This window comes from Psychromonas marina, from assembly GCF_030161115.1.
Lineage (GTDB): Bacteria > Pseudomonadota > Gammaproteobacteria > Enterobacterales > Psychromonadaceae > Psychromonas > Psychromonas marina.
Genome location: NZ_BSPQ01000002.1, coordinates 50,190 through 62,560, shown reverse-complemented (window position 1 = coordinate 62,560; position 12,371 = coordinate 50,190). Strand labels below are relative to the sequence as shown.

The 12,371-nt window shown below is 39.4% G+C and carries 9 protein-coding genes and 2 tRNA genes; 6 read left to right on the top strand and 5 right to left on the bottom strand.

Features of this window, described 5'->3' with window-relative positions:
* The first annotated feature begins 108 nt into the window (after positions 1-108).
* The 3 genes from QQK09_RS04395 to QQK09_RS04385 all read left to right on the top strand — a co-directional run bounded on the left by QQK09_RS04395 (position 109) and on the right by QQK09_RS04385 (position 2,116).
* Complete coding sequence (locus QQK09_RS04395; protein WP_284202910.1) at positions 109-588, top strand: YchJ family protein; 480 nt, start codon at positions 109-111, stop codon at positions 586-588.
* A 16-nt stretch (positions 589-604) separates the two neighbouring features.
* Positions 605-1,441 (top strand): formyltetrahydrofolate deformylase, encoded by an 837-nt coding sequence (gene purU / locus QQK09_RS04390; protein ID WP_284203476.1) that lies wholly within the window; start codon positions 605-607, stop codon positions 1,439-1,441.
* 123 nt (positions 1,442-1,564) lie between these two features.
* Complete coding sequence (locus tag QQK09_RS04385; protein WP_284202909.1) at positions 1,565-2,116, top strand: VC2662 family protein; 552 nt, start codon at positions 1,565-1,567, stop codon at positions 2,114-2,116.
* Between the two features lie 94 nt (positions 2,117-2,210).
* On the opposite strand, the gene QQK09_RS04380 is transcribed toward QQK09_RS04385, so the two are convergent.
* Positions 2,211-2,747, bottom strand: coding sequence for a VC2046/SO_2500 family protein (locus QQK09_RS04380; protein WP_284202908.1), 537 nt, complete (start codon positions 2,745-2,747; stop codon positions 2,211-2,213).
* A gap of 124 nt (positions 2,748-2,871) precedes the next feature.
* On the opposite strand from QQK09_RS04380, the gene QQK09_RS04375 reads away from it, so the two are divergent.
* The 3 genes from QQK09_RS04375 to QQK09_RS04365 all read left to right on the top strand — a co-directional run bounded on the left by QQK09_RS04375 (position 2,872) and on the right by QQK09_RS04365 (position 5,285).
* Positions 2,872-2,955 (top strand) — tRNA-Tyr (locus QQK09_RS04375).
* 478 nt (positions 2,956-3,433) lie between these two features.
* Positions 3,434-3,517 (top strand) — tRNA-Tyr (locus QQK09_RS04370).
* Positions 3,518-3,650: 133 nt separating this feature from the next.
* Positions 3,651-5,285: a response regulator gene (locus QQK09_RS04365; protein ID WP_284202907.1), complete on the top strand. Its 1,635-nt coding sequence runs from the start codon at positions 3,651-3,653 to the stop codon at positions 5,283-5,285.
* On the opposite strand, the gene hrpA is transcribed toward QQK09_RS04365, so the two are convergent.
* The 4 genes from hrpA to bamB all read right to left on the bottom strand — a co-directional run bounded on the left by hrpA (position 5,282) and on the right by bamB (position 12,366).
* On the bottom strand, positions 5,282-9,172 hold the full coding sequence (hrpA, locus tag QQK09_RS04360; protein WP_431312579.1) for an ATP-dependent RNA helicase HrpA: 3,891 nt from the start codon (positions 9,170-9,172) through the stop codon (positions 5,282-5,284). The two genes, QQK09_RS04365 and hrpA, sit on opposite strands and share 4 nt — an antisense overlap.
* Before the next feature lie 111 nt (positions 9,173-9,283).
* On the bottom strand, positions 9,284-9,511 hold the full coding sequence (locus QQK09_RS04355) for a zinc ribbon domain-containing protein (RefSeq protein ID WP_284202905.1): 228 nt from the start codon (positions 9,509-9,511) through the stop codon (positions 9,284-9,286).
* Positions 9,512-9,551: 40 nt separating this feature from the next.
* Positions 9,552-11,018 (bottom strand): ribosome biogenesis GTPase Der, encoded by a 1,467-nt coding sequence (der, locus tag QQK09_RS04350; RefSeq protein ID WP_284202904.1) that lies wholly within the window; start codon positions 11,016-11,018, stop codon positions 9,552-9,554.
* A gap of 151 nt (positions 11,019-11,169) precedes the next feature.
* The gene (gene bamB, locus QQK09_RS04345) at positions 11,170-12,366 is read right to left on the bottom strand and encodes an outer membrane protein assembly factor BamB (protein WP_284202903.1); all 1,197 of its coding nucleotides are present in this window, start codon (positions 12,364-12,366) and stop codon (positions 11,170-11,172) included.
* Positions 12,367-12,371: the final 5 nt, after the last annotated feature.

Below are 12,371 nucleotides of genomic sequence, written 5' to 3'. Positions count from 1 at the left end.
CTAATTTAGATTTATGCTAGAATCCCTAAAGCGCTCAATGAGCGCTTTTTTTATGCCTATGATATAAAATACCGTAATTATTTGAGTTAACATTTGATGGAAAATAACATGACTAATCCAACCACTTTACCCTGCCCTTGTAAAAGTGGTCATACCTATGAAAAATGTTGTGCTATTTTTCATACTCTGGAGCAAAAACCAGCGCGCTGTGAGCAACTAATGCGATCACGTTACAGTGCTTTTATTTTACAACTGGGTGAATATCTATTTAATAGTTATCACCCTGATTTTCGTGGTGATGTAACCATTGAGCAACTTTCTGAAAAAAGTCTAGATTGGCGCAACTTAGACATAATCGGAAGTGAAAGTTTAGATAAAACCGGCTTTGTAGAGTTTAAAGCTTGGTATATGCTTGAAGGTCAACTTAACTACCACCATGAACGTTCAAACTTTGTGAAAGATAAGGATCAATGGCTTTATTGCGATGGGACTTTTTATCCAGAGCAAAAATCAGGTAAGATACAGCGCAATGACCCCTGTCCTTGCGGCAGCGGTAAAAAATTTAAAAAATGTTGCGCTAAAAATTAAAAGAATTGAGATGAAAATGGAAAAGAAAACACTATTAACTGATTGTCCAGATAGCAAAGGCCTAATCGCACAAATTACAAATATCTGTCAAAAGCACCAATTGAACATCGTTAAAAACAATGAATTTGTAGATCATCAACACGGTCGTTTTTTCATGCGCACAGAGATCGAAGGCTACTTTAACGATCAAACGTTATTAGCCGATCTTGATTACAGCCTGCCTAAAGGATCACAACGTTCTTTAATCTCGGCACAGAAAAAACGTATTGTTATCTTAGTCACCAAAGAAGCACACTGCTTAGGTGATATTTTAATGAAAAGTACCTATGGTGGCATTGATGTTGAAATTGCAGCTGTTATCGGTAATCATGATGTGCTTGAAGATTTGGTAAGCAAATTTAATATTCCTTACCATACAATAAGTCATGAAGGTTTATCGCGTGAAGAGCATGAAGAAAAAATGTTGGCTGCAATTGCTCCTTACACACCTGATTACGTTATTTTAGCAAAATATATACGCATTTTAACGCCAAAATTTGTTGAGCAATATGCGAATAAATTGATCAATATTCACCATTCATTTTTACCTGCATTTATTGGTGCGAAGCCATATCAACAAGCCTTCGATCGCGGTGTAAAAATAATTGGTGCAACAGCTCACTTTGTAAACAATGAGCTGGATGAAGGTCCAATCATTACCCAAGATGTTGCCCATATTGACCACGCTTATAGCGCAGCTGATTTAGCAAAAGCAGGACGCGATGTAGAGCGCTCAGTATTAAGTCGCGCATTACAGCAGGTGCTTGACGATAAAGTATTTGTTTACGGAAATCGCACGGTTGTTTTTAAATAATAACTCGGTCGTATCCCACATAAAATGATAAAGAGTGTAAATAAAACAATGGTTTTCTTTACACTCTTTTCGTTTAAAGCATAAAATAGAGATTCTTAGGTCATTATTAAAAGGAAATCTATAATGAAAAAATTATTAATCGCTTCTGCCCTGTTGGCCTCATCAACAAGTGTATTTTCTGAAGAAGCCCCCGCTATGTTTTCTGCATTAGATTTTAATGCTCCCAATGCACAATCGGTTAAAGGTATTCGCCTCTCTGTATTACACGGTAAAATTGATAGCATGACAGGACTTGATTTGGCTGTTGTTGGCATGTCTGAGACTAATACAACTAAAGGTGTTAATTTAGGTATCTGGGGCGCAGCAAAAGTAAATCAGAGTATGACTGGTGCTTCATTAGGACTTTTCAACTGGATCCCTGGTCAAACTAAAGGCTTAAACATGGGTGCAGTAAATGTTACTGGCGATGTTAAAGGTGCAAATCTTGGTTTCGTAAACTATTCAGAGGGCGATACGCTTTTTGATTGGGCGGCTGTCAGTGTTTCTAACTCATCAACGGTCCAATTAGGTTTTGTTAATGTGACGAAAGAGATTAAAGGTGTACAAATCGGCATTCTAAACTGTGCTGAAAATGGCTTCCTAAGATGTTTCCCAATCATTAATTTTGCAAAATAACTAACGTTAAATAGAGCTGACAATTATTGACAGTCAGCTCTCATTCTATTTCATCCATAGATACGAATAACAACTCACTTTCCTATCAAACACTCTAGTTATAACTCACTTGTAAAGGTTTGCTCTCTAAGTTCATCGCTTGATATTTTTCCATCAAAGTATGATCAATCCCATTTAAGCTAGCTCCTGCATTTTCTGCCTCTATTTCTGTTTGCTTAAGACGTGTTTGCGCAAGAAAAGATAAATTATCAACGACATCTGTATCGAAATTGGCTTTATGAGTACGTGATAAAAGTGCTTCATTATTTAACAAACTGTGTAAACGAGCATCACAAAGATGCCCTTGCTGGACCGCTGAGTTAATCTGTTTTGCTTGTGGTAATGAAAGGCCTTCATTCACTAAAGGTTGTGCTTCACCTAAGGCCAAAGATTCTCGTAACTCAACTTCATTAAGCGAAGCTTGTGTGGCCTTGGGTGTATCAAATTGAGAGAAGTCACGCGCATCATCAGAAAGTAAGCTCAATAACAGATTAAATTTATCACGGGTGCCATTAGCCACAGCAACATTTAGTTGCGTGCCTAACTGCCACTCATTGACCAATAACCCAGCTTCAATCTGCTTACTATTCATGCGATATTCTTTAATTATTTCCGACAACTTAAGTTATCGGCAACAAGCTGATTTTATTTACTGTTTTTTTGTTTTTTTCTCTTCACAATAAAAATTATTCTGATATTATGCATCTCGAAATGACGGAGGGGTTCCCGAGTGGCCAAAGGGAGCAGATTGTAAATCTGCCGCGAAAGCTTCGGTGGTTCGAATCCACCCCCCTCCACCATTCATCTCCCGGATAGTCTTATCATTTCAATACTTATTGAAAACCACATTCAAATACATTTTTATTCTCAATAACTATTATCATTTAATAGTAAGCTCATTTTATTCACAACTATTTCCCTGTGTATTCTTCATTGTATAAATTAATAGCATTGCTATGAGTGCACTAATTTTTATTCTGCGTGCTCAAATACAATTATCTCTTTAACGTTTAAAGAAATGTGTAATTTATACCAAAAGAATTAATAAAGTGATCATCCTTGCTGGTTAAAATTATCCCTAACTGCGTTGTGAGTTTTGAAGTGAGAACAACTATCTCCTGCAACTCACGCCTTATTAGTAATAATTTTTCCTACGCAAACTCTGATCACCTATTAAATTCCATTGGTATTATCAGCAAAGAACTGATTTAATTTACTGTTTTTGGATTTTCTTCTTCACAATAAAAATTAATCTGATATTATGCATCTCGAAATGAAGGAGGGGTTCCCGAGTGGCCAAAGGGAGCAGATTGTAAATCTGCCGCGAAAGCTTCGGTGGTTCGAATCCACCCCCCTCCACCATTTCTCTTCTGAATGATCTTCCCTTAGTAACATCAGTATATTCAATTAAACATCATATTTACAACAGAATAATTTTCCCATAACTATCAGTTTAATATACACTTTATAAATTATATTTCTTTAAAGAGTGATAATGTTTAGTTACGAAAATAAACGTTTTTTGATAGTAGACGACCAAAAACCTTTCCACGTCATGCTCAAAACAATGCTTACCAACCAAGGTGCGAAAAGAATCACTTTTGCAGATAGTGCGGAAAGTGCTGCCAGGCTTGCTCAACGTAAGACTTTTGATATCTATCTGATCGACTACAATCTTGGCTCTGGCAAGAATGGTGCTCAACTGCTCGATTATTTGCGTCATAATCAACTAATACCCAAGAGTGCATTATGCTTTATTATCACCGGAGATAATAATAAAGGGATGGTATTGAGTGCGATTGAGAAAGCACCTGATGACTATATGATGAAGCCCTTTTCACAAACGCAACTCTTCAACCGCCTTAGTAAAGCCGATCAAAAAAAATCTGCCTTATCTAATATTTTCGATGCACTCAACGATGAAAAGTATGATCAAGCAATCATGCTATGTAAAAGTAAAATAGAAACGCAGAGCAAGTTTAGCGGATTGTGTAAAAACCTACTAGCCGACATTTACATCACCACAAAAGCGTTTAGTGAAGCAGAGCGGCTACTCAGTATGATTATAGAAAAACGTCCTCTCGTGCGCGCTTGCATCACCCTAGGTAAAGTTTATTGCTTACAACATAAATACCATCAAGCAATCACTGTTTTAAAGGAAGTTCTCCATAATAATCCGTTACAAATGCATGCCTACCAATGGTTAGCACGTGCCTATCAAGGGGACGGAGAATTGAATAAAGCATTGAGTATATTAACCCATGCAGCAAATCTAACTCATCATAGCCTCGAAAAGCATCAACAAGTTGCACTGCTTGCCCATGAAATGGAAGAGCATAAGGTGATCATCACCAGTTACCAGTCAATTTTGCAGATCAGCCGAAACTCTTTTTATCCGGATCCTTGCCACCTCGCAAACTATATTCGCAGTCTTATTAATTTTGCGAATACGCAGGAAGAGATGTTTGAAAAAAAGACCATCTTAAAGAAGGTCAATTCGACTTTATATCAAAGTCGTTTTGAAGAGGGACGTAATAAGAATTTTGATTTCAATAGCTTTGATGAAATCTGCCAGGCCAATGTGTTTTTTTCATTGGGTGAATTACTGAAAGCCAAACGTAGAATTCTTAATACACTAGGAAAAATTCAAGGGAATATTGAAGATTTTGATAATACATTACTCTATGAAAGCCTATTTTCACTGCTTGATATTGGTGAGTTTGATTATGCAGCGCCCTATTTAGCAGAGCTAGAGCAGCGTGATATTATAGATCCAAGCACGCAATTAGCGATTAGGCAAAAAACAGGTAACCGACTTGAACAGCGTATGGATAATTTCAAAGCCTATAATAAGCTTGGCATTCAAGAGTTTGAAGCAAGAAATTATAATTCAGCATTAAAACACTTTAACCGAGCGATCGAATTTGAGCCGTTAAATTCAGGTGCTCTGCTCAACCGCATTCATGTGTATATTTTAATACTCAAACAAAACAGTCGCGATCAACGTAAACAGCATATCATCAACTGTCAAAGTAGCTTTAAGCTACTTAGCAATACTCAGTTACCTCCTGAGCATGCTAAGCGCTATAAAGAGTTACAAGCAGAATTTACAGAGTTTACTGGGCGTTAACCCTTTAACTCGGTTAATTTTTGTTTAACGCGTTTCGCTGAAATCGGATAAGCCGTACCAAGTTGCTGCGCAAACAATGAAACGCGTAACTCCTCGATCATCCAATACACTTCTGCCAATTGCTCATTTTCGTTCTCGTTACTGAGCATGGTTTTACACAACGCTAAATAGCGTTGCTCTAACTCATGCAACTCAATCGTATTTAAGCGGTCTTGATTTGGGCTAACTGGTAATTTTTCTAAACGTTTTTGTAGCGCTTGCAGATAACGTTTCAAATCAGGCAGCTTTTTCTCACCCACCTGACAAGCAAAACCAGGGAAGATTAAACGCTCAAGTTGCGATTTGATATCGCCCTGTGCAACTAACATGGTTAAGTCTATTTTTCCTTTCAGTTTTTTATTCACGCCATGTGCAAGGGTTAACACCTGCTCCACGAGCTGGGTGATTACCAAGGTTCTATCAGCAAGCTCAGCGCGCACTTTCTCTTTTTGTACTTCAAAAGCATTAGCGTCCTGAGGCGTAATTTCAGACTCTAAAATCGAATCTACCGCACAAGCGATACAATCATCAATTAGGTCTTTAACCTGTCCAAAAGGATTAAAATAGAGACCTAATTTCGCTTTGTTAGGTAAACTTTGTTGTAGGTACTTAATCGGCGAAGGCACATTCAACAGCACTAAGCGACGTAAACCATTTTGATTAGCTCGTTGCGCTTTCGCTTCGCTATCAAACAGTTCAATGGCAACACTTTTATTTTTATCGACCAATGCTGGGTAGGCTTTAACTTCATATCCACCGTGATCTTTCTTGAAAGAAACTGGTAATTTACCAAAATTCCATTCCAACAAATCTGTTTTTTCGATGCCCTGCTTAGACACTTTAGAAAGTGTTTGCTTCACAGCCCCTTTGAGATCATGTTGTAACTGTAAAATATCCGTACCAACAGCAACCACTTTTTTATTATCATCAATAACATTAAACTTGATACGCAAGTGTGTCGGTAAAGATGAAACATCCCATGATTTATCAGGAATTCTAACCCCTGTCATGCGTAAAAGTTGTTTCTCAAAAGCTTCATAAAGCGGTACTTTTAATGGCTCTAGATTAGCCATCGCCGCTTGGGCATAGTTTGGTGCAGGCACAAAATTACGGCGAATAGGTTTCGGTAGTGTTTTAATCAGTGCAATTAATAACTCTTCACGTAACGCAGGAATTTGCCATTCAAAACCGTCTGGTTTTATTTGGTTCAGTAGGGCTAATGGCACATTCACTGTCACACCATCTTGTGCAGTGCCCGGCTCAAAGGCATAGCTCAGTTGCAGTTTAAAGTCGCCCTGCTGCCAATAATCAGGATAAGCATTCTCAGTCACGTGAGTCGCATCATGCGCCATTACATCATCGCGTTGATAATTTAACAGATCCGGCTGTTTTTTCTTCTCACGATTCCACCAACTATCAAACTGTTTAGCGCTACATACATTTTGTGGTACCTGTTCATCATAAAAAGTAAACAGGGTTTCGTCATCCACTAAAATATCGCGGCGGCGAGACTTATGTTCAAGTTCTTCAATATCATTTAACAGTGCTTGGTTATCTTTAAAAAATTGATGGCGAGTATTAAACTCCCCCTCTACCAATGCATGACGAATAAACAGTTCACGACATAAAATCGGATCGATATTGGTATAAGTCACTTTACGCTTGGTCACAATCGGCAAACCGTATAAGGTCTGATTTTCAAAGGCGCCAACGACGCCTGACTTTTTCTGCCAATGCGGCTCTGCATAACTACGTTTGATCAGGTGTTGCGCTTGCTGCTCTACCCATTCAGGCTTAATACGCGCACTGATTCGACCAAACAGCTTTGAAGTTTCAACCAACTCAGCAAACATGCCCCACTTTGGCTGTTTTTTAAATAAACCAGAACCCGGGAACATAAAGAACTTACTGTTACGCGCGCCTAAATAGTGTTGCTCTTTATCTTTAAAACCGATGTGTGAGAGTAGACCAGCTAATAACGCCTGGTGAATACTGTCAAAATCCGGCTCTTTTTGATTTACTTTAATATCAAGTTCATCAATCACTTGTTTGATCTGTGCGTAGATATCTTGCCATTCACGCACACGCATATAGGCCAAAAACTCTTTTTGACACATCTTTCTAAACTGATTACTTGAAAGTGCATTACGCTGCTCTTTGATATAACCCCACAGGTTAACAAAGGCCATGTAATCGGAATCTTTATCATAGAAACGGCGGTGTTTCTCATCACTCGCTTGCTGTTTTTCCATTGGGCGTTCGCGTGGGTCTTGAATACTCAACGCAGCACTGATCACCATCACTTCATGCACACAGTCATGTTCTTGCGCAGCTAATATCATACGTGCTAAACGTGGATCTACTGGCAGTTTTGCTAACTGACGACCAAGCGGGGTTAGCTTATTACGTGCATCCGTCGCCTGTAAATTTACCGCGCCTAACTCTTCGAGCAAGCTTAAACCATCTTTAATATTTCTATCTTCAGGGGGTTGCACAAAGGGGAATTGGTTTAACTCACCGAGTCCAAGTGCCAACATCTGCAGAATAACTGACGAGAGATTAGTACGTAGAATTTCAGGGTCGGTAAACTCTGGACGTGAGATAAAGTCATCTTCGCCATATAAACGGATACAAACACCCGCACTAACACGTCCACAACGGCCCATACGCTGATTTGCACTTGCTTGCGATATAGGTTCAATTGGTAGACGTTGTACTTTTGTACGGTAACTATAACGGCTAATTCGCACTGTACCTGTATCGATAACATATTTGATACCAGGAATCGTCAGCGAGGTTTCTGCTACATTGGTCGCCAGTACAATACGTTGCCCACGATGGGATTGGAAAATACGATTTTGTTCTGCACCACTTAAGCGTGCAAACAGCGGTAATACTTCGGTATCACGTAAATTACGTTTAGTTAACGCCTCTGCGGTATCGCGGATTTCACGTTCACCATTCATAAAGATAAGAATATCACCACGACCTAGACGCTGCAGTTCCTCAACGGCGTTGAAGATACCCTCGATTTGATCCCCGCCAGCATACTCTTCCAGTGGGCGATATAGTGTTTCAACGGGGAAAGTACGCCCCGACACTTCAATTATCGGTGCATTTTTACCGTTTCTATCGGCAAAGTGAGTAGCAAAACGTTCAGGATCAATGGTTGCTGAGGTGATAATGACTTTTAAGTCAGGACGACGCGGTAACAGGCGCTTTAAATAACCTAAAAGGAAATCGATATTGAGACTACGCTCATGCGCTTCATCGATAATAATGGTGTCATACTTTGTTAAAAATCGATCGTTCTGAATTTCCGCTAATAAAATACCATCGGTCATCAATTTGATGTAAGAGTTGTCGCTGACTTTATCGGTAAAACGAACACGATAACCAACAACCCCACCGAGCTCTGAATCAAGCTCTTCAGCGATACGATTAGCAACCGTGCTCGCTGCAATACGTCTTGGTTGTGTATGCCCGATCAAACCACTGACGCCTCGCCCAAGTTCTAAACATATTTTAGGGATCTGAGTGGTTTTACCCGAGCCTGTTTCACCCGCAATAATGATCACTTGGTTTTCTAAAATAGCTTTGGCTATCTCATCTTTCTTTTGGCTAACGGGTAGATCAGGATATTCAATGTCAGGTCGGTTATCAAAGCGCCACTGACGTTTATCCATTGAAGCTTGGATATCACAGGCGATTTTAACCAAATTTAATTCTGCTTTTTCAGCATCTTTGATTTTACTGTTATTTGCTAAGCGACGTGAAAACTTAAATTGATCTTTAATGAGTACTTCGGGAAGATGTTTTTTAAGGGCGTTTACGGAGAGCGTCAAAATAGTTACCTAGCAAGAATCAAAAAACAGATCCTAGCAAGTGCAACAAAAAAGCGCAACGAGTTGCCTCGTTGCGCTTAGTAAAACTGACTTAAAGTTTAATAGGAACTGAAATTAGCCATCATTTTGTAATGTATAAACAGCAGATGACTTACTTTTCATCTCATTACATTCGTTGCACCAAAAACTGACTGCGCCACAGGCTTTAAGACGTTCAATCTCATCACCGCATGTACTGCATGTAATATGTAATTTAAAATCACTTTTACAGCTTTCACAATGGCGCTTTAATTCACCACTACGCACTAATTCATGTTCACATTTTGGACATTGCAATTCCATACTAAACCTCTTCTATCAATAACATTGCTATTGCTAACAATTATTTTTTCTTATGATGACCCATCATACGCTTACGTTTGTGCAATTGATTTGGCGTCAACTTCTGACGACGACCTTCAAATGGGTTACTACCTTCACGGAACTCGATACGAATCGGTGTACCCATGATTTGTAATGAACGACGGAAGTAGTTCATTAAGTAACGCTTATATGAATCAGGTAATTTTTTAACTTGGTTACCATGAATCACGATCAACGGTGGATTGTAACCACCGGCATGTGCATAACGTAATTTAACACGACGATTTTGAACCATCGGTGGATTATGATCGTCTGTTGCCATGGTCATAATACGCGTTAGCATAGAAGTCGAAATACGCTTAGTTGATGAGTCGTATGCTTCTTCAACCGATTCGTATAAATGGCCAACACCTGTACCGTGCAATGCTGAGATAAAGTGAATTTTAGCAAAATCGATGAAACCAAGACGACGATCTAGTTCGCTTTTAACACGCTCTTTATCGTAATCGGTCATACCATCCCATTTGTTAACTGCAATCACTAATGAACGGCCTGCATTTAGGGTATAACCTAATAAACACAGATCTTGCTCAGCGATACCATCACGTGCATCGATAACTAATAAAACAGTATTACTGTCTTCGATCGCTTTTAGCGTTTTGATTACTGAGAATTTTTCAACGGTTTCGTTTACTTTTTTACGCTTACGAACACCAGCGGTGTCAATAAGGACATATTCTCTGTCATCACGCGTCATCGGAATGTAGATACTGTCACGTGTCGTTCCCGGCTGATCGTAAACAACAACACGTTCTTCACCAAGAATACGGTTAGTTAGTGTTGATTTACCTACGTTTGGTTTACCGATGATAGCAAGTTTAATTGGTAATGCAGCAAGACGCTCTTGCTCTTTTAACAGTTTCTCTTCGTCATCTTCGATGTATTCTTGGCCAAGCTCAAATTCATCATCATCTTCATCGCTTTCAACAGTTGGTTCAAAAAAACCATCGAGTGCAGTATCGATCATCTGACGCACACCTTTACCGTGTGCTGCAGCGATATGATAAACTTCACCTAGACCTAGGCCATAAAATTCAGCACAAGCACTATCTGCGTCGATACCATCTGTTTTATTTGCAACAAGGAATACTTTCTTTTCTTGCTTACGTAGATGTTCTGCGATTGCTTGGTCGGCAACCATCATGCCTACACGTGCATCAACCATGAATAGAACTGCATCAGCTTCATCAATTGCAAGCAAAGATTGCCCAGCCATTACAGCGTCTAAGCCCTCTTCATCACCAGTGATACCACCTGTATCGATAACAATGAACTCATCTTCATCGATTTTTGCTTGTCCATATTTACGGTCACGAGTTAGACCTGGAAAATCCGCCACTAACGCATCTCGTGTGCGTGTTAAACGGTTAAAAAGAGTGGATTTACCCACATTTGGGCGACCCACTAAGGCGATCACTGGTAACATAAATTGTGTATCCTATAAAACTAAAAAAGCCCCTCGTCAAAAAAGGCGAGGAGCTATTATACTTGCTAAGCGCAATATTACTATTGCTTAATTATTTCGTCACGACTTAAACACTTTTGAAGTGACTTTTATTCAAAAAATATCTTAAATGCTACTTGTTGATTGATGGTTTTTCAATTGCAACCAAGTCACCACTGCGTGTTTGTAAATACAAATATTGGCGTGCTTCGAAAGGTTGCATATATATGCCATCAGAATCGAGTTCTTGCTGCGCAACAAATTCCCCCGTATCACGATCTACCCAATGCAGATATCCTTCGCCATCACCCACAACAATATACTCATTAGCCACCGTCACACCGGTCACATTACGATAAGCAAGTTGCTTATTAGCCCAAATTTCTTCACCGCTAGTTCTATCAACTGCATATAAATAACCACGATAATCGGTTAGATAAAGAGAACTGCCCGATAAAGCAATATCACTATAACCCGAGTATTTTCGTTCCCAAAGTTGCTGACCTTTTAGCAGATCAATCGCCACTAAGTTACCGTTATAAGCTAAGACGTAAATAATACCGTTGCGTATCACTGGTTTCATGTCAGCATCAACGATACGATCTAACTCAGTTGCACCGTAAGGGCGCGCGACAGGAAGTTGCCAAAGTGGCTGACCAGACTCTAAAAGCGCAGCGGCAACAAAACCATCAGCACGACCATAAATAATGCCACCTTGAGAGATTGACGGGGTCGCACTGCCACGAAGCGTTAAATTAGGTTGCTTGTTATTTAGCGTCCATTCTTGTTCGCCATTTTCACTATCTAGTGCAATCAACTCACCACGACTAGTATGAACAACAACAAGCCCATTTGAATAAACCGGACTAGCAATCACTTCACCAGAGACTTTAACTAACCAAATCAGCTCACCGTTACTTTTATCAATCGCTAAAACTTGCGCATTTTCAGTACCAATATACAGCGTATCAACCGCTAAATGTATACCACCAGAAAAGCGTGCCGAACGATTAAGCTTATTGCTTTCATGATCACTAAAATCGTTAGACCAAAGGAGCTTGCCACCTTTTACAGAAAAAGCTTTGACTTTACCATCACGTGAAGCAACATAAACAGCCTCATCATCTGCTGTAGGTTGTAGCTGTGAATAATATTTATCAACACCATTACCGATACTTTGCTGCCAAGCAATTTTCGGTTGGTAAGTGGCTTCAAAAGCAGGGAGCTCCGACATAGTAACAACATCTTCTTCGCTTGAGAAAAGCGAACACCCCGTTAATAACAGAGTTGATGTTGCTAATAGGACAAGCTGTTTAAGGCTTTTCTTCATTATTA